Raw genomic sequence first — 20,994 nt, 5'->3', positions numbered from 1 at the left:
GCGCCAGTCTTAGGCCCCAAGCTCGCGGCGGCGCTCCGCCGCGGCACGCAGGCGCTCAGCGCGCTTTTTCTTTTCCCCTTCGGAAAGCTCATCGAAGAGCTCTTCATCCGACTCGCTGAACTTCAGTACCCCGCGCGCAGCCCAAGAAGCGAAAAACGCGATGACGGGCGAGATCCAGAAATAGCTCCAGTCGAAGACAAAGAGGCCCAGGAAGAGCGCGATCATCGCTACCGACCAAATGACGGAATCCACTATCTGCACCTTGCGGCCGCGGGCGAGCATGTCCTCCAGCTCCGCCTCGTGGCAGCGTGCGGGTGTTGTGGCGCTGGGGGTGGCAAGCTCCGGCAGGTCCGCAAAGAGCTTTTCGACGTCTCCGCGCGTGCGCGCCGCGGCAGCCTCGCCGGTGCGCTGCTCAAATTCATCGGGGCCCAACGCACCGTTGACGAAGTGCTGGCTCAGTTGCTCCAGGGCCTCAGAGCGCTCCGCATCACCAACGCGGATATCGGGGTTCTCCATTAATAACCTGCCTTCGGGTCAACCAGAGTAGGCAGCTTGTCCCCCGCCGCGAAAGCCTTGGCCACTTTGACGGTGTGCGCGCCAATTTTTTCTCGCACGGAGCGCTGCGTATTGGCAATGTGTGGGGTGATAACCACGCGCTTATCCTGCCACAGCGGGTGATCCTCCGGCAACGGTTCAGGGTCGGTGACGTCGAGTGCCGCACCCGCAATCTCCCCTTCCTCCAATGCCGCAACGAGGTCCTCAGTCTTGACGAGCGGGCCGCGGCCCACGTTGACCACGACCGCGTGATCCGGCATCTGCTTAAAAGACTCCGCGTCCACCATGTGGCGGGTCTCCGGGGTCAGCGGGGCGATGAGCACGAAGTAGTCTGCTTGAGGCCAGACCTTGTCCACTTCAGAAATCGGGTAAGTCTCCTCCGCGCCCTCGACCGGCTTGCCGGAGCGGTTCACCGCGATGATGCGCGGCCCAAAGCCGGAGAGCATGCTGATCAGACGCTTGCCAATGCCACCGGCACCAATAATGGCCACCGTCTTGTCGTCATAAAGATAGGAAGTGTGCGCCTCCATCTCTGCATAGGAATCAAACGTGCCGTTCACGCGGCGGTGCGCATGCAGCTGCGCCAAAAGCAGCGCGATGGTGGATTCCGCCACCGTGTTGTCATAGACACCGGCGGCGTTCGACCACGGCACGCTGCTCCCCTTCATCACTTCAAGCACGTGGTCCACGCCCGCCGAAGGAATCTGCACGAAGCCAATGTTCTCCGGCAGCGGCTCCGGGAAGTCGGTGCCATCGCCGGTGTAGATGAGGAAGGAGGCCTCATCTAGCGGGGCGCGCTCAAAGCCCGCGGCGTCGAGCACCTCGATGGTTTCCTCCCAGGGGTGTGGTTCGATGGCGTACTTCATGCACATCCTCCTTAGCTAGTAGCCGGCGTCCGGGTCGACGCGGGTGGGCATATCCTCGCCGCGCTCCCACGCGGCGGCGTTGGCATTGAAGATAGCACCCAGGTGGTACTGGGCCACGTGATCCGAGGCCGCCATGTGCGGCGTCAGCGTGGCGTTGGGTAGATCGTAGAGCGGGTGGCCATCCGGAAGCGGCTCCGGGTCCATGACCTCCAGGCCCGCGCCGGCAATCTCGCCCGTGCGCAGAGCCTCTACGAGATCGTCCGTGACCACGGTGCTGCCGCGGCCGACGTTGACGAACACCGCCGAAGGCTTCATGGCGCGGAACACCGCTGCGTCGAAAAAGGCTTCCGTGGCGGCCGTCGCCGGCAAAATGCTCACGACGAAATCCGCTTTATCCCAGGCCTCGTCGGCGCGCTCGATGGGCAACGTCACGTCCGCTCCCTCTACCGGGCGGCCCGAGCGGTTCACCGCGGTGATGTGCACGCCGAAGGGCGCGAGGTAGACCATGAGCTGCTTGCCGATGCCTCCCGCGCCCACGATGACCACACGCGTTGGCCCCTGCTGCTCATAGAGCCAGGCTTGGGATTCATCGAGCTCACGCGCCACCGACCAGGACTTCGCGAGGGCGAAAGCCTTGTGGTGGTGCGCCTGGGAGAGCATGAGTCCCAGTGCAGATTCCGCCACGGGCTTGGCAAAAGCACCCGCGGAGTTACACCACGGCAGGCCATCGCGCCGGATGAGCCCGGCATCGATGTGGCGGTTAACCCCAGTGAAGCAGTACTGCACCCACTTGATGTTCTCGGGAATCTCCGGGGTCTGCGCCGGGTCCGAGGCGGTATTCACAAAGACCTCGGCTTCCGCCAAACTTTCGACGCGCTCGTGTCCGGCTGCGTCGATATCTGCCACAGTTGCCGCCCACTCGTCGGGGCCCATGAAATAGCGCATTAAATACGGGAGGCGAAGTTGGACAGGTAGTCGGCATGGACAACCGGGCGGCGCATATCCTCCGGCAGCTCCTCGGTGTGCTTGCCCAGCAGGTTGTGCAGCGTGGTGGAGTCATAGCCCACCTCGCCGCGGCCGATGACCTGGCCCTTGGGACCCATGATGTCCACGATCTCGCCGGCGTTGAACTCGCCCTTAATGTCGGTAATGCCCACGGCCAGCAGGGAGTTTCCGCCGCGGACCACGGCCTCCATGGCGCCCTCGTCCAAGCGCAGGGAGCCGCCGGTATCCGCGCAGTAGAGAGCCCAGAACTTCCAGGCGGACAGGCGGCGTTCCTCACGGGTGTGGAAGACGGTGCCTACGGAGGCGTCGTCAAGCGCCTGCCCAATATTATCCGCCGAGGTCAACAGCACCGGGATGCCGCCACGCGTGGCCAGGCGGGCAGCCGAGACCTTCGTGGCCATGCCGCCGGTGCCGACCTTGCCGCCATCGCCGGCCACGACCGCCTTGAGATCCTTGCCGGTGCGCACCTCCTCCACGAACTTGGCGTCCGGCTCGGCCGGGTTCTTGTCGTAGAGGCCGTCCACGTCGGAGAAGAGGAAGAGGGCATCCGCGCCGACCAGATTGGCCACGAGCGCCGACAGGCGGTCGTTATCACCGAAGTGCATCTCGGAGGTGGCCACGGTGTCGTTCTCGTTGACGATGGGCACCGTGCGCATCTGGCGCAGACGGTCAATGGTGCGCTGGGCGTTGCGGGCGCGATCGCGCTTGCCGACGTCCGACGCGGTCAGCAGCACCTGCCCAATGGTGCGGTTATAGCGGGCAAAGGACACGCCCCATTCGTAGGCGAGGTGCACCTGGCCCACCGCGGCGGCGGCCTGCTTGGTGGCCAAATCGGTGGGGCGCGTGGTCAGGCCCAGCGGGCCCATTCCGGCGGCCACGGCACCGGAGGAGACGATGATGATGTCGGAGACGTTCATGCGTGCGCAGACGGCGTCGACGATCTTGTCGATCTTCTCGGTGGAGGTCACGAAGTCATCGCGCGTTAGCGACGAGGATCCGATTTTGATGACGATGCGCTTGGCTTTGGAGATCTCCTCGCGCAGCGGCGAGGAGAAACCGCTGGATTTCTCCGATAGCGTGGTGGTCTCCGGGTAGTCCACGTCCGGGGTCGGCCCCTCGAAGGGTTCAAGGGGGAGAGGATAGTCGAGCTGGTTGTCGTGTTCGGATGACATACCGGCTCAGTATACCGGGCTAACCCTGCCAGCGATCGCGGTTCGCGGACTCGCGAGTGACTTCCCCGTCCGTGCCAAAGTCGAACTCGTCCACGAGGCCGCGGCGCGCCTGGGAGGCGCGCTTGCGCTCAGCGGCGGAGACGCGGTCGGTGCCCATGAGGCGGCCGTCCTGTCCGCGGCCCGCATCAGTTGCGCGGCCACCGGCCATCGGCTCGTACTCGAAGGTGATGTCCCCGATGGTGACCGGGCAGCCTTCCTCCGCGCCCTGGCGGTGCAGCTCTTCCTCGACACCGGCCTTGGCCAGGCGGTCTGCGAGGTAGCCCACGGCCTCGTCGTTTTCGAAGTCGGTCTGGCGAATCCAACGGTCGATCTTGTCGCCCTCGACGATGAATCCGCCCTCCACCTCGGGATCGGGGCGGACGGTGAAGTCCGCGAAGGAGCCCTTCTTTTTCTTGCCCACGGACTTGGGCTGAATGATGGTGTGGTTCTTGTCCACCGCCGCCTTGGGCTGTGACTTGCGGTGTTCTTTCACCATCTCCATCAGCTTGTATTTGAGGGGCTCTAGCCCCTTGCGCGCCACCGCGGAAATGATGAAGACCGGCCAGCCGTACTTCTCCTCGAGGTCACCCTTGACGAATTCCGCGAGCTCCTCTGCCTCGGGAACATCCGCCTTGTTAAGGATGATGACGCGCGGGCGCTCGCGCAGGTCACCAAGCCCGGTGTCCTGTTCCAGGAGCTCCTGGTACTTGGCCAGCTCGGTCTCGAGCGCCTCGATGTCGGAGAGCGGATCGCGGCCCGGTTCGATGGAAGCGGTATCCACCACGTGGGCGAGAACCGCTGTGCGCTCGATGTGGCGCAGGAAGTCGAGGCCTAGGCCCTTGCCCTCGGCGGCTCCCGGGATGAGGCCCGGGACATCCGCCATGGTGAAGGATTCGTAGCCCATGTCCACCACGCCCAGGTTGGGCTGGAGGGTGGTGAAGGGATAGTCACCGATCTTCGGCTTGGCTGCCGAAAGCACAGAAATGAGGGAGGACTTGCCCGCGGAGGGGAAACCGACGAGCCCAACGTCCGCCATGGACTTCAGCTCGAGGATGAGGTCGCGCGCCTGGCCCGGCTCGCCCTGCAGCGCAAAGCCCGGGGCTTTGCGGGCGGCCGAGGCTAGCGCTGCGTTTCCCAGTCCGCCGAAACCACCCTCCGCGGCCACGAAACGGGTGCCCGGGACCGTGAGATCCGCGAGCATCTCCCCGTCCTCGGTATAGACCACGGTGCCTTCAGGGACCTCGAGGATGAGGTCCTCGCCGCGCGCGCCGTTGCGCCAGTCACCAGCGCCGTTGCCGCCGCGGCCGGACTTCAGGTGCGGGCGGTAGTGGAAATCCATGAGGGTGTGGATCTGGGGTGAGACCTCCAGCAGGATGTCTCCGCCGTGGCCGCCGTTGCCGCCATCGGGCCCGCCGAGCGGCTTAAATTTTTCGCGGTGGACGGAGGCGCAGCCGTGTCCGCCGTCGCCTGCCTGCAAGTGCAAAACCACTCGGTCAATGAATCGTGCCATGCCCGCTAGTCTAACGGTTCCTGGCATACCGTCCTAGTTGAGCACTGCGGGGAACTGAAGCCAATGCCCCCTGGTTTTTCACGCTCCCCACCAAGCCGGCGCTCGAAAACGCCCAAATCCCGAGCGGGACGCTCGGGATTTAAGACTTTATGCTCTTAAGCAGTTGCTTCTGCAACAACCTCTTCGGCCGGAACAATGTTGACCAGACGACGTCCACGCTTGACGCCGAACTCAACAGAGCCTGCCGCGAGAGCGAACAGGGTATCGTCGCCGCCGCGACCAACGTTCTCACCCGGGTGGAACTTGGTGCCGCGCTGACGCACGATGATCTCGCCGGCCTTAACCTGCTGACCACCGAAGCGCTTAACGCCGAGGCGCTTGGACTCGGAATCGCGACCGTTGCTGGAGCTGGAAGCACCCTTCTTGTGTGCCATGTGGTTTCCCCTCCTTCAGGGATGAATTAGAGCCGGTTAAGGCTTACTTGATACCGGTAATCTTCAGCGTGGTCACCGGCTGACGGTGACCAAGGCGACGCTTGTAACCAGTCTTGTTCTTGTACTTGAGGATGTCGATCTTCGGGCCCTTGCCCTGCTCGACAATTTCAGCGGAGACGGAGACCTTCTCCAGGTCTGCAGCCTTCGACTTGACGGTTGCGCCATCGACGAGCAGAACCGGGGTGAGAGCAACGGAGGAACCCGGCTCACCCTCGATCTTCTCGACCTTGACGAGGTCACCTTCAGCAACCTTGTACTGCTTTCCGCCGGTCTTGACGATCGCGTACATAGAGGGCTACCCCTTATCTAAACTCGGCTCGCTAGCAGCTGGGTGGTGCCGCTAGCGAATGGACATTGGACATTGGCGTTTAGAACCACATCCGCGAGAGACGTGCGGGAACCGCAGCGCGTCCCATCGAGCGCATTCATGGTCTAAACAGCGACTGTCAAAGACTACCCCGTGAGGGGGCGAAAAGGCAAAACGCCTTTTCTAGCGCGACCTGCGCCGTGCTACTCGACGCCTCCCGCGCCCGCCCTTTCGCGCCTTCGACGCTGTGGTCTGTGCGGAAGACTCTCGCCGCTGCGCCTCGCTCCCCTGTCCGCGTTCATTCGACCTCTGGGTGGCTTGGCTCTGCGCCATCTTGCGCACCACTCGGCGACGGCCGCGGCTGCGGGTCGCGCGCACGCTCATGTTCTCGCTCGACTCCGCGCCCTTGCGCTCTGCCTTGGCCTTCTTCTTAGAGGCGGCTAGCTGAGCGTCCTTGGCCGGGGCCTCGTCCTGCGCGAAGTCTTCACGCTTTGGGCGAATATCCGAGCGGGAGTTTCCGCGCGTGCGGCGCTTGCGGCGCGGTGACTTCTCAAAGGCTTCGACAGCCTCATCATAGGTCTGCTCCGAGCGCTGCGTGGATGCCTTTTCCGCACCGGCGTGCTCATCGCGCTTGCCGTGCTTCGCGCGCGAGCCCTCACTCGTCTCCTCGCGTTGTGGCTCCCGGAAGGTACGCGTTGCCCGGCGCGGCTTGCGCGAGCGCTTCGCCTTCGCCTTCGAGCGCTTCGCGTCCAGGCTTTCCGCTACGGCATAGCCAATGGAGGCGCTATCCGGGGTATCCGGCTCGTCCTCGTCGACGACGACCACGTTGGCCACGAGCTCCTCCAAGGAGGACTCGTCATCGCGCGAAACTTCCTTTTCTGTGGCAGTTTCGTGCTCGGCGGCGGCTTCCTCGTCGTCGCGGTGCATGCGCACGGCAGCCGGGTGCTGCTTCGGATCGCGCTGCGGTGTGCGGCGCTCCTTGCGGCTACGGCGCTGCGGCTTCGAGTTCTCCTCCTCGGCATCCTCATCAACCGGGTACTCGTGAATGATGATTCCCCGGCCATGGCAGGCCTCGCACTCGGTGGAGAAAGTCTCGATGAGGCCTGTGCCCACGCGTTTGCGCGTCATCTGCACCAGGCCCAGTGAGGTGACCTCAGAAACCTGGTGGCGCGTCCGGTCACGTCCCAGCGCTTCCTTGAGGCGGCGCAGCACAAGGTCCTGGTTTTCCGGCAGCACCATATCGATGAAGTCCACGACGATCATGCCGCCGATATCGCGCAGGCGCATTTGGCGCACGATCTCCTCGGCCGCCTCGAGGTTATTGCGGGTCACCGTCTCCTCGAGGTTGCCACCGGAGCCGGTGAATTTGCCCGTGTTGACGTCAATGACCGTCATGGCCTCAGTGCGGTCAATAACGAGGGTGCCGCCAGACGGCAGCCACACCTTGCGACTCAGGGCCTTCTGCAGCTGCTCATCAATGCGGTAGGCGCTGAAGGCATCCTCGCCATCGTGGTCGCGGGCGTCATAGCGCACAACGCGGTCCGCCAAGTCATGCGCCATGGAGTCCACATAGGCGCTGACCGTGTTGTAGGAACGCTTGCCGTCCACAACCAAGGTGCTGAAGTCCTCGTTGAAAAGGTCGCGCACGACCTTAATGAGCAGGTCCGGCTCTTCGTACAAGGTGACCGGCTTGGCACCCTTCGTTGCCTTCTCGTGCGCGGCGCGGGCGCTAATGTCCTCCCACAGGGAGTGCAGGCGGTTGACGTCGGACGCGATGTCCTCCTCCGACACGTTCTCCGCTGCGGTACGAATGATGGCGCCGCCATCCCCCGGGATGACGCGCTCCAGAATCCCCTTGAGGCGCTTGCGCTCCGGCACCGGCAGCTTGCGGGAGATTCCCGCGCTGCGCCCGCCGGGCACATACACCAGGAAGCGGCCGGCCAAAGAAATCTGGGTGGTCAGGCGCGCGCCCTTGTGGCCGATGGGATCCTTGGCCACCTGAACTAGGACCTGATCACCGGACTTCAAGGCATTTTCCACCTTGCGGCCGCGTCCGCCAATGCCCAATGCGCGCCAGTCGATGTCGCCCGCGTACAGCACGCCGTTTCGGCCCTGTCCAATATCGACGAAGGCTGCCTCCATCGAGGGCAGCACGTTTTGCACGCGGCCCAAGTAGATATTGCCAATTTGGGAGGGGTGCGTCTCCGTCGTGACGAAGTGCTCGACCAGGAGATCATCCTCCAGCACACCGACCTGGGTGATGATGCCCGCACTGTCGGTGCGCTGCTTATCGCGCACCACCATGGTGCGCTCTACAGATTCGCGGCGCGCGAGAAACTCCGCTTGGGAGACGATGTGCTGGCGCTCGCGGCCCTTCTCCCGCAGCTCCGCACGGCGGCGGCGCTGCGCCTCGATGCGGGTTGAGCCCTTGATGGCCTTCGGCTCTTCAATGTGCTCGACTTCCTCGCGGGCTGGCCCGCGGCTTTCCGCCCCGCGGCCACGGGAAGTTCCGCGGCTGCCGCGACGGCGACCACGCGGTTGGTTCGACGGCGCCGAATCTTCCTCGGTTTCTTCCACGCGCTTTTCTGGCTTCTGGCGCTTGGTCAGCGGAGTGATCTTCGGCGCCATGAAGACCGGCGCGAAGTCGTACACGTCCGGGTCTTCCTCAGCCATCGGGGTGATCAGCGGGGTGAGGTCCTCGTCCTCGGCGCTATCACCGGCCTCGGCGAGCGCCTCGTGCAGCATTTCGGCATCGACCTTGTCGACGATCTGCGAAATCTCGTTATCAACGTTCTTGCGCACGCGCTCGCGCAGCTTTTCTTCTTCCTCGCTCAGCTGCTCCGGCTGCTCTGGCTGCGCAGTAGTCTCTTCCGGTACGGGTTCCTCTGCCTGCTCCTTCGGCTCAGCCTTCTTGCCTGCCTTGCTCACGCGCTTCGCCGCGCGCTTGGCGCGCTTCTTCTTCACGGTCTTCTCCGGCTTTTCCTCAGCCGGGGCTTCAGTAGTTTCTTCGACAGGTTCTTCGGGGGTCTGCGCAGCATCAGCCGTGGCTGCAGCCTGGTCGGTGCCCTCGGTGGCGGCCTGGTCGGTGTCCTCGGGGGCGGGCACGAGGACGTCGATAAGCTGGCCCACCTCTTCCGGCGTAAGTGTGGACTGTGCGGACTTCTTGATTCCCATCTCCGCGAACTGGGCCACCAATTCCTTGGAAGCCACGCCCACCTGCTTGGCCAAGGCATAAAGGCGAGTCTTGGGAGCGAGTGCCTCGCGGTCAATCCCCGCTACAGCCGCGGCCAACGTCGATTCAATACGTTCTTCTTCTGTTTTCTTCTTGGATGCCATCAGCGGCTAATCTCCTGACGTTGTGCTCACCCCGGGCGCAGGTTGCCGCCACACGGTGGTGAGTCTTTGAAAAATTCTCATCATCTTTATTAAGTTGTCAGCGCCTTCTATTCTGGCACAGAGCTCGATTAAGGCTCACATGTTAGTATCGCCGCTATGTCCAACGGCGCGCCCACAAACACACCTGCAGAGCGGAAAATACCTGTCCACGCGCCACGCACTGTGGCGCAGGCGCGCGCCCGCAACGAGATCGCGCTGCGGAATATCGTGACCGTAGCCGTACCCGCGGGCATCGCTTCAGGCCTTCGCGTCGTTGACTTCCCCTATCCCTACGCGGTCCCGGTCTACGCGGTGCTCATCATGGTGATGCTCTACGGAGCCTTCCGCATCATTCGCAGCAAACCAAAGTTTGTACAAGCCGCGCAGGAAGAGTTTCGGGCGGGCGACTACCCCACCCTTGCCTACTTGTTGCCGGTGCTCGCCATCTTTTCGCCGCTTATCACCGAAGGGATTAAGTCCACCGGGATTCTCGGCGATATATCGCTCAACCCCATCCTCGTCGCAGCGGGCCACACGGCCTTTGCCATACCGGCGTTCATCATCGGTGGCCGCGCCTTCGGCACCACCTCTTTCCGCGTGGGCAAGCGCCGCATCAAAGCCATCACAGAAAAGGACAGTTTGGATGGCGTCACAGAGAAAAGCATTGCCGCCGTTGAGGAACACCCAGAGGCCCTCAGCGGATTGGTGGCGGCGGGCGCCGTTACCGGTAACACGATTTCCATCCCAGCATTGAGCAAGCTACTCGGCTACGAGGAGGGGCTCGAGGAGGAAATGCGCGAGCTCGAGAAGGCAGGCGTGGTGAAGATGTCTGGCTTGATATACGGCAAAGGAAAACGCACCTACAACATCACGCTTACCGAGGCAGGTGTGCGCAGCATGGACGCCGCGCACACACGCTAGCGTGGAAGGGTGTCATCGCCCGGAAAGAGCTTCGGCCCGATCCACAGCATAAGGTAGACCAAGCTCACGAGAACGGGGATTTCAACGAGAGGACCAATCGTTCCGGCTAGGGCCTGGGCAGAAGTCGCGCCGAACGTTCCAATGGATACCGCGATCGCAAGCTCAAAATTGTTTCCTGCAGCAGTAAAAGCCACGCTGGCAGATTGCGCATAGTTCATCCCTACGGACTTAGCTACGCCCAATGACAACACAAACATGCCAACGAAATAGATAACTAATGGCACAGCAACGCGTGCTACCGCTGCTGGCTGCTCCACGATGTTTTCGCCTTGCAGAGAAAACAGCAGAACGATGGTGTAAAGCAATCCGATCAGAGCCAGAGGCGATACAGCAGGGAGGAAGCGGTCCTCAAACCACTCTCTTCCCTTCGCCTTTTCGCCCCAGAAGCGGGACAACGCACCCAAAAGGAACGGAATGCCCAGGAACACGAGAACAGCCTTGACGATGGCCCAAAAAGAGAACTCTGCACTCGTGGTATCAAGTCCCAACCAGCTTGGGAGGATGCGAAGGTAGAACCATCCCAACACGCCAAACATGGCCACTTGGAAAACAGAGTTAAGCGCGACAAGGATCGCCGTTGCCTCGCGGTCAGCACACGACAGATCCGACCACACGAGCACCATGGCGATACAGCGAGCAAGACCCACAATGATCACGCCGGTGCGAAGCTCCGGCTGGTCAGCCAAAAAGAGCCATGCCAGGGCAAACATGAGCGCAGGCCCCACCAGCCAATTGAGGACGAGCGACACCACCATAAGACGGCCATCAGTAGCAATTTCCCGGGTTTTCTCATAGCGGACCTTCGCCAAAGGCGGATACATCATGAGGAGGAGGCCAATTGCGATCGGAATGGAAATCCCACCAATTTTGACGGCCCCTAAGGCGTGACCAATTCCGGAGAGAAAGTGGCCGAAAAGCAGTCCAATGGCCATCGCCAAGATGATCCACACGGGTAGAAAGCGGTCAAGAAAAGACAACGTGGGACGCTGCGGCAGGGCCATGTCTTCCTCTTCCTTCATTGTTGAACAGAGCAGGATACGAAAGTGCAATATACAGCTCGTATTGATGCACGTCAATATGATTACGAAGGCAAGCATAGCCCATATACTGAACACATGGCTTCCTCCCCCGCTCCCAAGACCAGCGCTGACGCGGCTGAGTGTTGTTCCCTCAGCACGGGCCCTCTGAGCGCCGCCGAGGCGGCGCACTTTTCCCAGCAATTTAAAGTCCTGGCTGACCCAGCCCGCCTCCGGCTCCTGTCCATTCTGTGTGATGAAGGGTGCGGACCGATGAGCGTCACGAAACTCACAGAGCTCACCGCACTGAGCCAACCCACAGTCTCCCACCACTTGGCACGTCTGCGGGAAGCTGGCCTCCTCACCCGAGAGCAAAGAGGCCGTACCGTCACTCATCGCGTTGAAAAAGACGCTTTTACGGCGTTGCGCACACTTCTCTCTTTCGATTGACCCGCGAACCAGCGTGCACCCGTTAGCCAGCGTGCAATAGCGGGGCGGGAAATAGAAAAAGCCCGAGCATCTGCTCGGGCTTCGTTACGCGCTCAGCGCAGTAATCATAGTTAGAGGTTCGGGAACCAGATGGAGATCTCGCGCTCAGCAGACTCCGGGGAGTCGGAACCGTGGACGACGTTCTCGCCAACGGTCAGAGCGAAGTCACCGCGGATGGTGCCCGGGGTGGCCTTCTCTACTGGGTGGGTGCCACCGGCGAGCTGACGCCATGCGGCGATGGCGGATTCACCTTCGACAACGCCCGCAACCAGCGGTGCGGAGGTGATGAAGTCAACGAGATCGCCGAAGAAAGGCTTATCCTCGTGCTCGGCGTAGTGCTTCTTTGCGGTCTCCTCGTCGGCGACGCGCAGATCCATGGCGACGAGCTTCAGGCCCTTGCGCTCGATGCGGGAGATGATCTCGCCCACGTGGCCGTTCTTCACGCCGTCCGGCTTGATGAGAATGAGTGTACGTTCAGTCATAGGGCACATAGTACAGAACAGGTGCTCCCGCGTCCCGACAGTGGGCCAATTTATAAGCGCTACGTGAGGCGGCGCACGATTTCCTCCGCGCGCTCATGGCTCGTGCCACGAAACCACATCTGCACTTGACGCACGGCCGTGCCGTATTGGCCGCTCTCCAGCAGGCCTTTCAGCTCCTCGCGGTGCCATTCTTCCAAATCCGCAAACTCCACCGGGCGCTCGTCGCGCTGCTGTTTGAGCACGCCGACGACGAGGAAGACGAAGGCCGGAATCAACAGCGCCAGCGGCAGCGCAAAGCCGCCAAAATACAGCTTGGCCACGAGAGCAGCGATGCACAGCAGGGCGGACAGGCCGTAGAGAAGAAAGAGCATGCCGGCTAGTCTAGCGCGTTCAGCGTCGACTGCAGCCAGACGCGAGAGTTCATGAGCAGGCGCTTCGCCTCCGCAGTATAGGGAGCCCACAACTCGAAGGCGTGGACGCCGCCATCCACAACCTCGCACTGCGTGGGCACGCCTGCGGACTTCAGGCGCTCGGCGTAGTCCACAATCTCGCCGTAGAAGAGCTCGCTGCTGCCCGCGTAAAGCCAGGCCGGCGGTAGGCCAGACAGATCCGCGCGGCGGCCGGGCACGGCATAGGGCGCGTCCGGGTTGCCGTTGGTGTAGTAGCGCCAGGCCTGCGCGTTGGAATCCGCATCCCAGATGGGGTTGCGGTCGGTGGACGCTGCGCGGTCATCCAGCATCGGACAAAATAGCCACTGCCCCGCCGGCTGGATTCCGCCTTCATCATAGAGGCGTTGGCACAGGGCGGCGGCGAGCCCTCCCCCGGCGCTTTGGCCGCCGATGACAATCCGATCCGGGCTAACTCCCAGCTCCTCCGCGTGCGTGAGGAGCCAGTGGTGGGCTGAGTGGACGTCGTCAAGCGCGGCCGGATAGGGATTTTCCGGGGCATAGCGATAGCGCGGCGCGATGATCGTCACGCCTACTTCTGCAGCCGTCTCCTTGAGGTGTTTGACGTCCTGGCGCGGATGGCCCATCAGTAGCCCGCCACCGTGGATCCACAGCACGGCGCCGCGTGGGTTCTCCGGGCTATAGATGGTCGCGCGGATTTCGGCGTTTCTCACCCGCCGCGTGCGCACGCCCTGGATATAGGGGGCGGGCCACAGCGCTGGAACTACACGTCCGGCGCGGCGGATCAGCGAGTTGGTCGGATCCCACAAAGATATGAATGCTGCGCCCGCGCGCAGCTCCGGCCGGATATACACCGCGGCGGCCTACTTCTCAGTCAGGTGCTGCGTAGTGAGGTAGCCGCGGTCCATGCGGGCAACGAGCACCGAGCGCATATACGCTGCCAGAGCCCAGAGAAGGGCGAAGATGATGAAGATCGTGGCCACGGACCAGTGGACCATGAAACCAAGAACAATGCCGATGACGTGGAACACGATCAATACCCCGACGATCCAGGGCTTGTTCATGAACGGGAAGGACGCTAACAGCAGCACCATAAAACCGATGACCACGCCATAGTTGAACGGGGTCCACAAGGTGCCGTCGTAGAGCTTGTACAGCATCGGCAGCGCCAGAACCAAGGTGATGAGTTCCAGCGTGAGGGAGCTGGCCACCACCATGCCACCGAATTGCTTGAGGGGATCCTTGGCCGGCGCTTGGCCTAGTCCGAGCGGGCCAATCTCCTCCTCGGGGACGGGTTTGCGGGGGCTCATGCGGGCTCCTTTCCAAAGAGTGCGCGGGCGTCACCTGCCGTGACTACCGAGCCGGTGATCACGATGCCGGATCCGGACTGTACGTCGGCCTCCTCCGCCAATTCCACGGCTTGGGTATAGGCGCTGGGCAGTTCTGGTTCGACGTACACGCGCTCCTCACCGAAGATGTCGCGGGCGAGCTCCGCCAGCTCATAGGCATCGCGGGCGCGCGGCGAGGTGTTCTGAGTAATCACGACTTCCGTGAGCACGGATTCCAGGGCGGTGAGGATGCCGGCGGCGTCCTTGTCGGCGAAGATGGACACCACGCCGATGAGGCGGGCGAAGTCGAAGTCGCGGTCGAGCGCTGCTGCTAGGGCCTTAGCGCCGTGTGGGTTGTGGCAGGCGTCCAAGAAGGTCGTGGGGCTGGTGCGCACGCGCTCCAAGCGTCCGGGGGAAACGGCCTTGGCAAAGCCGGTGCGCACGGAGGCGATATCGAGCTGATTGCCTGACGACGCCCCGAAGAAAGCCTCCACCGCCGCCAAAGCGACGGCCGCGTTCTTGGCTTGGTGCTCGCCGTGCAGCGGCAGGAAGATGTCCTCATAGAGGCCGCCGAGACCTTGGATGGTGAGCTGCTGGCCGCCGACGGCAATGCGGGATTCCAGCGCGGCGAACTCGGAGCCCGCGCGCGCTACGCCGGCGCCGACGTCGACGGTGCGCTGCAGCAGCACGCGCATGGCCTCCGGCTCCTGCTCGGCGATGATGGCGATGTTCTCCCCCGGCGTGAGCACATCATCGGCGTCGTGCTCGCGGGCTTTGATGATGCCGGCCTTTTCACCGGCGATCTCGGTGATGGTGTCACCGAGGTAATCCGTGTGGTCGAGACCCACCGGCATGACCACGGCTACCTCCGCGTTGACCACGTTCGTGGCATCCCACGTGCCGCCGAGGCCGACCTCAACCACGGCGACGTCGATAGGCGCATCGGCGAAGGCCGCGTAGGAAATACCCACGAGCACCTCGAAGGTGGACATGGGGATGTCGGAGCGGGAATCCACCATTTCCACATAGGGCTTGATTTCGCGCCAAATGCGCACGAAGTCGCGCGGGTGGATGGGGTGGCTGTCGATGCCGATGCGCTCGGTCACCAACTGCAGGTGCGGGCTGGTGACGAGGCCTACTCGGCGGTGGAAGGCGCGCAGCAGCGAATCGATCATGCGCGCGGTCGAGGACTTGCCGTTGGTGCCTGCAACCTGGATGACGTGGAAGGAACGCTCCGGGTTGCCCAAGAGATCCATGAGCATCTCGATGCGCTCGAGGCTGGGCTCAATGATAGTCTCCGGGGCACGCGCGTTGAGCTCCGCGGTCACCTGAGCCAGCTCCGCGAGCTCCTCCGGCGTGGCCTGCTCGGGCGCTGCCTCCTCGTAGTCATCCTCACCGCCGAGGTTGAGCGTTAGGCCGGAGTCGGTGATTTCGACCGGCCCGCCATCGGTGCCCTCCGCGAGGGCATCGACGACCTCAAATTCCTCGCGGTCTTTCTCCTCCGCCACTACTTGAGCCCCTCCAGACGTGCGGTGATGCGCTCGACTTCTTCCTGGGCCACCTGCTGGCGCACGCGGATCTTCTCCACGACTGCCTCCGGCGCCTTGGACAGGAAGGCCTCGTTGCCCAGCTTCTTGCCGGTCTGGTCCAGCTCCTTTTGGGCCTTGGCCAAATCCTTCTCCAGGCGCTTGCGCTCTGCGGCGACGTCGACGGCACCGGAACTGTCCAAGGTGACCTCGACGGTGGCCTGGGACAAGCGCACCTCGATGGAGGCGGACGCGGTGAAGTCCTCACCCGGCTCGGTGGTGTTGGCCAGGTTGCGGATGAGCCCTTCCTGCTCCTGCAGGTCGGCCGCGGCGAAATCGAGGCGGCCCGGGACCTTCTGCGAAGGCTTGACACCCTGGTCGGAGCGGAAGCGGCGCAGCTCGGTGATGAGCTTGTCTGCGTCCTGAATGCGGCGGGCGGCGACCTCGTCCTTCTCGGCGCCGCCGTTGGTGTGCTCCTGAGTCGGCCACTGCGCGGTGACGATGGTCTCCCCGCCGGTCAGGGCCTTCCACAGGACCTCGGTGACGAACGGCATGGTCGGGTGCAGCAGGCGCAGAACCAGGTCGAGCACGCGGCCCAGGACGATCTGGGTCGTGCGTCCGGTGGCCTGCTCCTCGGCGCTCGCCGCATCGAAGTCGCGCGGGATCTGGGTCTTGGCAATCTCCAGGTACCAGTCACACAGCTCATCCCACACGAAGTGGTAGAGCAGCTCGTTAGCCTTGGCAAACTGGTAATCATCCAGGTAGGCGTCCACCTTGGCGCGGACCTCTTCGGAGCGGTCGAGGATCCAGCGGTCGGCGTCGGTCAGCGCGTCGCGTGCCGGCAGCTTAGCCACGCCCGCGCCGTTCATGAGCGCGAACTTGGTGGCGTTGAAGAGCTTGGTGGCAAAGTTGCGGCCGGCAGCAGCAGCGTCGACAGCAAGCGGTAGGTCCACGCCCGGGTTCGCGCCGCGGGCCAGGGTGAAGCGCAGTGCGTCCGCGCCATAGTCGCGCACCCAATCCATCGGGTCGATGCCGTTGCCCAAGGACTTCGACATCTTGCGTCCCTGCTCATCGCGCACCAGGCCGTGGAGGTAGATATCCGTGAACGGAACCTGCGGGCGGCCGTCCTTGCCTTCACCGAGCAGCTCCGGAGTGTGGGCGCCGGCGAAGGTGCCGAACATCATCATGCGGGCCACCCAGAAGAAGAGGATGTCATAGGCGGTGACCAACACGTTCGTGGGGAAGAACTTCTCCAGATCGGCGGTCTTTTCCGGCCAGCCCATCGTGGAGAAAGGCCACAGCGCCGACGAGAACCAGGTATCCAGAACGTCCGGGTCCTGGACGTAGCCTTCTGGGGCTTCCTCGTCGGGGCCGACGCAGATAATGTCGCGTTGGCCGTCCTCGCCCTCCGGGCCGTACCAGATCGGGATGCGGTGGCCCCACCACAGCTGGCGGGAGATGCACCAATCGTGCATGTCATCGACCCACTCGAAGTAGCGCGGCTCCAGGGACTTCGGGTGGATGGTGGTATCGCCCTCGCGGACGGCGTCACCGGACATCTTCGCCATCTTCTCCACGGCCACGAACCACTGCAGGCTCAGGCGCGGCTCAATCGGCTCACCGGAGCGCTCCGAGTGACCCACGGAGTGGACGTAGGGGCGAATCTCCTTGACAATGCGGCCCTGCTCGCGCAGCGCCTCGCGGATCTCCACGCGGGCTTCTTCGCGGGTCAGGCCATCGAACTTCGTGCCGGTGTTCGCGATGTGGCCGGTGGTGTCCATGATCGTGGGCATGTCCAGGTCGTGGCGCAGGCCCATGGCGTAGTCATTCGGATCGTGCGCCGGGGTGATCTTCACGGCACCGGTACCGAATTCCATGTCCACATAATCATCGGCGATGATCTTCAGGCTCAAATCATCGCGGAAGGGGTGCGGCAGTTCCTTACCCACCAGGTGGGCGTAACGCTCGTCGTCCGGGTGGACGGCGATGGCGACGTCACCCAGCATCGTCTCGACACGGGTGGTGGCAACGATGAGGTGCGGTTCGTCGTCGTTCAGCGAGCCGTAACGAATGGACACGAGCTCGCCCTCGACGTCCTTATAGACAACCTCGATATCGGAGACGGCGGTCTCCAGCACCGGGGACCAGTTAACCAGGCGGTTAGCCTGGTAGATCATGCCCTCGTCGTAGAGGGTCTTGAAGATGGTCTGCACGGCGCGGGAGAGGCCATCATCCAGGGTGAAGCGCTCGCGGGACCAGTCCACCGAGTCACCGATGGCGCGCATCTGGTTCTGGATGGTGCCACCGAATTCTTCCTTCCACTCCCAGACCTTGTTGATGAATTCCTCGCGCTCATAGTCCCAGCGCTTCTTTCCCTCCTGCTCACGCAGGCGGGCCTCCACCTTGGTCTGGGTGGCGATGCCTGCGTGGTCAGCGCCCGGCAGCCACAGGGTGGCATAACCCTGCATGCGCTTGCGGCGAATGATGGAGTCGATCAGAGTGTGGTCCAAGGCGTGGCCCATGTGCAGCTGGCCGGTGACGTTCGGCGGCGGCAGCACGATGGAATAAGGCTCCGCCTCCGAGGAAGAATCCGGGGTGAAGTAACCGGCGCTTACCCAGCCTTCGTAGAGGTCTTTCTCTACTGCCTGCGGCTCCCAGGACTTGGGAAGCTGGTCCGCGCGGTTGGTGCCAACGAGTTGCTCTTTATTCTGATCAGTCACCTGGCCAACTCTACCCTGTGCGTCAACTGGCACCAGCGCCGTGTCTAGAGTAAGGGCATGTCTCACAACCCTGGCCGCCGCGCCCGTCTCCGCACCCGCCATTTCGCCCGCGCTAAAGAAAACTCTCAGGCCTTCGCGTGCCTGACGAGCTATGACTGCATGACCGCCGAAATCTTCGATGAAGCCGGGGTGGATCTCCTGCTCGTCGGCGATTCACTGGCCAATGTGGTGCTGGGCCGGGAAACCACGCTCTCGCTCACCCTGGATGAGATGATCCCCCTTGCCCGCGCGGTGGTTGCATCGACCTCCCGCGCCTTCGTGGTGGTGGACCTTCCCTTCGGCTCCTATGAGGACGGCCCCTCCCAGGCGCTGGAGACCGCGGTGCGCGTCATGAAGGAAACCGGCGCGCAGGCCGTGAAGCTGGAGGGCGGTGCGGAGCGCGCTCCCATTGTTGCCGCGCTTGTCGCCGCCGGCATCCCGGTCTGCGCCCACATCGGCTTCACGCCCCAGCAAGTCCACGCCTTGGGCGGCTTCGTGGTCCAAGGCCGGGGTGCCGGTGCGGAGAAGCTTCACGACGACGCCCGCGCCCTCGCCGAGGCCGGCGCCTTCGCCGTGGTGCTGGAGATGGTCCCGGCAGCCCTTGCTGAGCAGGTGACCAAGGAGCTGCCCATCCCCACCATCGGCATCGGCGCCGGCGCGCAGACCGACGGTCAGATTCTGGTGTGGACCGATGCCTTCGGCCTGGGCGGTCCCAAGGCGCCGCGTTTTGTGCGCCGCTACGCGAATCTGCGCGGCGCGCTGCTGGAGGGCGCGAAGGAGTACGTGTCCGATGTGAACGAACGCTCCTTCCCCAACGCCGAGGAGTCCTTCGAGGACTAAGGTTTTGGCCATGAAGATCCTCACAACTAAATCTGAACTCCGTGCCTTCCGCGCGGCAGCGTCCGGCTCCGTGGGCTTGGTGCCCACGATGGGCGCGCTTCACGACGGCCATGCTTCCCTCATTCGCCGCGCCCGCGAAGACAACGACACCGTGGTGTGCTCGGTCTTTGTCAACCCCCTCCAGTTCACGGACCTGGGCGATTGCGAAGACTACCGCGCCTACCCGCGCACCCTCGACGCGGATGCCGCGCTGCTGGACTCATTGGGAGTCGATGCGATCTTCGCCCCCAGCGTGGAGGAGATGTACCCGGGTGGTACCCCGCGGGTGTGGGTGCGCACGGGTGAGATGGGCTCGGTCTTGGAAGGCGCCTCGCGCCCCGGCCACTTCGACGGCGTCGCCACCGTGGTGAGCAAGCTGTTTCACCTTGTCGCACCAGACCGCGCTTATTTTGGGCAAAAGGATGCGCAGCAAGTAGCCATCATCCGCCGCCTGGTGGCGGACCTCGATGTGCCGCTGGACATCATCAGCGTGCCCATCGTGCGCGCAACGGATGGCGTGGCCGAGTCCAGCCGCAATGCGCGCCTCAGTGCCGCCGAGCGTGAGCAGGCGGTCGCCCTATCCCAGGCGCTCTTCGCGCTGCAGGATGGCGCCTCGCTCGAAGAAGCCGAATCCCAGCTCGCAGCCTCCCCCGGTGTGACGGTGGATTACCTCACCGTGGTGGACCCGGCCACCCTCGAGCCCGTAGATGCACAACACCGGCCCGCCTTGGCGCTGGTTGCAGCGCAAGTGGGGCCGGTGCGGCTCATCGATAACTTGGTGCTGGAGGCTTAGCCCTTCAGCAGGTGGGCTACGGCCTCTCGCTCCTCACGCAGCTCCTGCACGGAAGCCTCGATGCGCTCCTTCTGGAAATCGCTGAGCTCCAGACCTTGGACGATTTCCCACTTTCCGTCGCGGGAGACGGTGGGAAAACCTGCGACGAGACCCTCGTCCACGCCATAGGAGCCATCCGAAACGATGGCGGCGGTGCGCCAATCCTCGGTGCCATGGATCCAATCGTGCATGTGATCCACCGCGGCGGATGCTGCGGAGGCTGCCGAGGAGCGGCCACGCACAGCGATGATCTCGGCGCCGCGCTTGGCCACCTTCGGAATCATCTCCTCCTTGTACCAGGTCTCATCTACCTCAGCGTTGGAGTAGGTCAGGTCCGGGAACTGGGAGGCGGAGTGGTTGCCCCAAACGGCAACCTTGGTCAGCTCCGCGGTGGGCACTCCCGTCTTGAGGGACACCTGGCTCAGCGTGCGGTTGTGGTCCAGACGCATGAGCGCGCTGAACTGGCTCGGGTCCAGGTCCGGAGCGCTGTTCGCGGCGATGTAGGCGTTGGTATTGGCCGGGTTGCCCACGACGAGGACGCGAACATCGCGTGCGGCGACGGCGTTCAGCGCCTTGCCCTGCACGGTGAAGATAGCGCCGTTAGCCTCCAGCAGGTCAGCGCGCTCCATACCCTTGGTGCGCGGGCGGGAGCCCACGAGGAAAGCAGCCTTGGTGTCCTTGAAGGCAACCTCCGGATCATCGGTGACGGTAATGCCGCGAAGGAGCGGGAAGGCGGAGTCATTAAGTTCCATGGCCACGCCCTCAGCGGCACCAACGGCGTCCGGGATTTCCAGCAATGCGAGTTCAACTGGGGTGTCCTTGCCATAGACATCGCCAGCAGCGATGCGCCACAGCAGGGAGTACGCAATGTTGCCGGCTGCGCCGGTCACGGTGATCTTGACGGGTTGAGAAGCAGTCATGTGTGAATCCTTTCGGCTGGGTACTCACTTCCCCACCCTAGTCCCGTTTTTC

The 20,994-nt window shown here is 63.4% G+C and carries 20 protein-coding genes; 4 read left to right on the top strand and 16 right to left on the bottom strand.

Translation table 11 applies throughout. The features are described 5' to 3' along the window. Window positions 1–9 precede the first annotated feature (9 nt). From HMPREF2792_RS02005 to HMPREF2792_RS01970, 8 genes are all read right to left on the bottom strand, one after another. On the bottom strand, window positions 10–516 hold the full coding sequence (locus HMPREF2792_RS02005) for a DUF1707 SHOCT-like domain-containing protein (RefSeq protein ID WP_070530449.1): 507 nt from the start codon (window positions 514–516) through the stop codon (window positions 10–12). Beyond that, window positions 516–1,421: a D-isomer specific 2-hydroxyacid dehydrogenase family protein gene (locus HMPREF2792_RS02000; RefSeq protein ID WP_070530447.1), complete on the bottom strand. Its 906-nt coding sequence runs from the start codon at window positions 1,419–1,421 to the stop codon at window positions 516–518. Before HMPREF2792_RS02000 ends, HMPREF2792_RS02005 begins: the two co-directional genes overlap by 1 nt. A 15-nt stretch (window positions 1,422–1,436) precedes the next feature. After that, window positions 1,437–2,366, bottom strand: a complete 930-nt coding sequence (locus HMPREF2792_RS01995) for a D-isomer specific 2-hydroxyacid dehydrogenase family protein (protein WP_070519494.1) — start codon at window positions 2,364–2,366, stop codon at window positions 1,437–1,439. Continuing rightward, on the bottom strand, window positions 2,366–3,598 hold the full coding sequence (gene proB / locus HMPREF2792_RS01990) for a glutamate 5-kinase (RefSeq protein WP_070519492.1): 1,233 nt from the start codon (window positions 3,596–3,598) through the stop codon (window positions 2,366–2,368). The genes HMPREF2792_RS01995 and proB overlap by 1 nt, the downstream gene beginning before the upstream one ends. Window positions 3,599–3,617: 19 nt before the next feature. After that, complete coding sequence (obgE, locus tag HMPREF2792_RS01985; RefSeq protein ID WP_070530445.1) at window positions 3,618–5,147, bottom strand: GTPase ObgE; 1,530 nt, start codon at window positions 5,145–5,147, stop codon at window positions 3,618–3,620. Window positions 5,148–5,302: 155 nt separating this feature from the next. Further along, a complete protein-coding gene (gene rpmA / locus HMPREF2792_RS01980; protein WP_070519487.1) occupies window positions 5,303–5,581 on the bottom strand; it encodes a 50S ribosomal protein L27 in 279 nt (92 codons plus the stop codon). A gap of 43 nt (window positions 5,582–5,624) precedes the next feature. Then, entirely contained in the window at window positions 5,625–5,930 is a 306-nt protein-coding gene (rplU, locus tag HMPREF2792_RS01975; protein WP_010190885.1) for a 50S ribosomal protein L21, read from the bottom strand. Window positions 5,931–6,131: 201 nt separating this feature from the next. Further along, entirely contained in the window at window positions 6,132–9,284 is a 3,153-nt protein-coding gene (locus HMPREF2792_RS01970; RefSeq protein ID WP_070530443.1) for a translation initiation factor IF-2 N-terminal domain-containing protein, read from the bottom strand. Between the two features lie 156 nt (window positions 9,285–9,440). Here HMPREF2792_RS01970 and HMPREF2792_RS01965 point away from each other — a divergent pair, with 156 nt between their 5' ends. Continuing rightward, window positions 9,441–10,244 carry a hypothetical protein gene (locus HMPREF2792_RS01965; RefSeq protein ID WP_209167744.1) on the top strand — a complete coding sequence of 268 codons (804 nt, stop codon included), beginning with the start codon at window positions 9,441–9,443 and terminating at the stop codon, window positions 10,242–10,244. Here the strand turns inward: HMPREF2792_RS01965 and arsB are convergent. Beyond that, a complete protein-coding gene (gene arsB, locus HMPREF2792_RS01960) occupies window positions 10,241–11,305 on the bottom strand; it encodes an ACR3 family arsenite efflux transporter (RefSeq protein ID WP_070530482.1) in 1,065 nt (354 codons plus the stop codon). The genes HMPREF2792_RS01965 and arsB overlap by 4 nt on opposite strands. 114 nt (window positions 11,306–11,419) lie before the next feature. Between arsB and HMPREF2792_RS12550 the strand changes: the two genes are divergently transcribed. Beyond that, window positions 11,420–11,770, top strand: a complete 351-nt coding sequence (locus HMPREF2792_RS12550) for an ArsR/SmtB family transcription factor (RefSeq protein ID WP_083299213.1) — start codon at window positions 11,420–11,422, stop codon at window positions 11,768–11,770. A gap of 110 nt (window positions 11,771–11,880) precedes the next feature. Here the strand turns inward: HMPREF2792_RS12550 and ndk are convergent, their stop codons facing one another. The 6 genes from ndk to HMPREF2792_RS01930 are packed head-to-tail and all read right to left on the bottom strand — an operon-like array spanning window position 11,881 to window position 18,272. Further along, window positions 11,881–12,291 (bottom strand): nucleoside-diphosphate kinase, encoded by a 411-nt coding sequence (ndk, locus tag HMPREF2792_RS01955; RefSeq protein ID WP_070519481.1) that lies wholly within the window; start codon window positions 12,289–12,291, stop codon window positions 11,881–11,883. 59 nt (window positions 12,292–12,350) lie between these two features. Further along, window positions 12,351–12,662 carry a hypothetical protein gene (locus HMPREF2792_RS01950; protein ID WP_070519479.1) on the bottom strand — a complete coding sequence of 104 codons (312 nt, stop codon included), beginning with the start codon at window positions 12,660–12,662 and terminating at the stop codon, window positions 12,351–12,353. 5 nt (window positions 12,663–12,667) lie between these two features. Continuing rightward, window positions 12,668–13,552, bottom strand: coding sequence for an alpha/beta hydrolase (locus tag HMPREF2792_RS01945; protein ID WP_070530441.1), 885 nt, complete (start codon window positions 13,550–13,552; stop codon window positions 12,668–12,670). A 9-nt stretch (window positions 13,553–13,561) separates the two neighbouring features. Then, a complete protein-coding gene (locus tag HMPREF2792_RS01940) occupies window positions 13,562–14,008 on the bottom strand; it encodes a DUF4233 domain-containing protein (protein WP_070530438.1) in 447 nt (148 codons plus the stop codon). Further along, the gene (locus HMPREF2792_RS01935) at window positions 14,005–15,534 is read right to left on the bottom strand and encodes a bifunctional tetrahydrofolate synthase/dihydrofolate synthase (protein ID WP_070530436.1); all 1,530 of its coding nucleotides are present in this window, start codon (window positions 15,532–15,534) and stop codon (window positions 14,005–14,007) included. Before HMPREF2792_RS01935 ends, HMPREF2792_RS01940 begins: the two co-directional genes overlap by 4 nt. Continuing rightward, a complete protein-coding gene (locus tag HMPREF2792_RS01930; protein ID WP_070530434.1) occupies window positions 15,534–18,272 on the bottom strand; it encodes a valine--tRNA ligase in 2,739 nt (912 codons plus the stop codon). Before HMPREF2792_RS01930 ends, HMPREF2792_RS01935 begins: the two co-directional genes overlap by 1 nt. 57 nt (window positions 18,273–18,329) lie before the next feature. Here HMPREF2792_RS01930 and panB point away from each other — a divergent pair, with 57 nt between their 5' ends. Continuing rightward, on the top strand, window positions 18,330–19,151 hold the full coding sequence (gene panB, locus HMPREF2792_RS01925; protein ID WP_070530431.1) for a 3-methyl-2-oxobutanoate hydroxymethyltransferase: 822 nt from the start codon (window positions 18,330–18,332) through the stop codon (window positions 19,149–19,151). 10 nt (window positions 19,152–19,161) lie between these two features. After that, window positions 19,162–19,983 (top strand): pantoate--beta-alanine ligase, encoded by an 822-nt coding sequence (gene panC / locus HMPREF2792_RS01920; protein ID WP_070530429.1) that lies wholly within the window; start codon window positions 19,162–19,164, stop codon window positions 19,981–19,983. Here panC and HMPREF2792_RS01915 read toward each other — a convergent pair. Beyond that, the gene (locus HMPREF2792_RS01915) at window positions 19,980–20,942 is read right to left on the bottom strand and encodes a malate dehydrogenase (protein WP_070530427.1); all 963 of its coding nucleotides are present in this window, start codon (window positions 20,940–20,942) and stop codon (window positions 19,980–19,982) included. The genes panC and HMPREF2792_RS01915 overlap by 4 nt on opposite strands. Window positions 20,943–20,994: the final 52 nt, after the last annotated feature.

The sequence above is a fragment of the Corynebacterium sp. HMSC068H04 genome (assembly GCF_001811255.1).
Taxonomy (GTDB): domain Bacteria; phylum Actinomycetota; class Actinomycetes; order Mycobacteriales; family Mycobacteriaceae; genus Corynebacterium; species Corynebacterium hesseae.
The sequence above is the reverse complement of the archived record's forward strand: the minus strand, read 5'-3'. Positions and strand labels throughout refer to the sequence as shown.

Coding starts and splice junctions, on each gene's coding strand:
- HMPREF2792_RS02005 (WP_070530449.1), bottom strand. CDS start 516: ATGGAGAACCCCGATATCCGCGTTGGTGATGCGGAGCGCTCTGAGGCC.
- HMPREF2792_RS01940 (WP_070530438.1), bottom strand. CDS start 14,008: ATGAGCCCCCGCAAACCCGTCCCCGAGGAGGAGATTGGCCCGCTCGGA.
- HMPREF2792_RS01950 (WP_070519479.1), bottom strand. CDS start 12,662: ATGCTCTTTCTTCTCTACGGCCTGTCCGCCCTGCTGTGCATCGCTGCT.
- arsB (WP_070530482.1), bottom strand. CDS start 11,305: ATGGCCCTGCCGCAGCGTCCCACGTTGTCTTTTCTTGACCGCTTTCTA.
- rpmA (WP_070519487.1), bottom strand. CDS start 5,581: ATGGCACACAAGAAGGGTGCTTCCAGCTCCAGCAACGGTCGCGATTCC.
- ndk (WP_070519481.1), bottom strand. CDS start 12,291: ATGACTGAACGTACACTCATTCTCATCAAGCCGGACGGCGTGAAGAAC.
- HMPREF2792_RS01965 (WP_209167744.1), top strand. CDS start 9,441: ATGTCCAACGGCGCGCCCACAAACACACCTGCAGAGCGGAAAATACCT.
- HMPREF2792_RS01915 (WP_070530427.1), bottom strand. CDS start 20,942: ATGACTGCTTCTCAACCCGTCAAGATCACCGTGACCGGCGCAGCCGGC.
- proB (WP_070519492.1), bottom strand. CDS start 3,598: ATGTCATCCGAACACGACAACCAGCTCGACTATCCTCTCCCCCTTGAA.
- panB (WP_070530431.1), top strand. CDS start 18,330: ATGTCTCACAACCCTGGCCGCCGCGCCCGTCTCCGCACCCGCCATTTC.
- HMPREF2792_RS01970 (WP_070530443.1), bottom strand. CDS start 9,284: ATGGCATCCAAGAAGAAAACAGAAGAAGAACGTATTGAATCGACGTTG.
- rplU (WP_010190885.1), bottom strand. CDS start 5,930: ATGTACGCGATCGTCAAGACCGGCGGAAAGCAGTACAAGGTTGCTGAA.
- HMPREF2792_RS01995 (WP_070519494.1), bottom strand. CDS start 2,366: ATGCGCTATTTCATGGGCCCCGACGAGTGGGCGGCAACTGTGGCAGAT.
- obgE (WP_070530445.1), bottom strand. CDS start 5,147: ATGGCACGATTCATTGACCGAGTGGTTTTGCACTTGCAGGCAGGCGAC.
- panC (WP_070530429.1), top strand. CDS start 19,162: ATGAAGATCCTCACAACTAAATCTGAACTCCGTGCCTTCCGCGCGGCA.
- HMPREF2792_RS02000 (WP_070530447.1), bottom strand. CDS start 1,421: ATGAAGTACGCCATCGAACCACACCCCTGGGAGGAAACCATCGAGGTG.
- HMPREF2792_RS12550 (WP_083299213.1), top strand. CDS start 11,420: ATGGCTTCCTCCCCCGCTCCCAAGACCAGCGCTGACGCGGCTGAGTGT.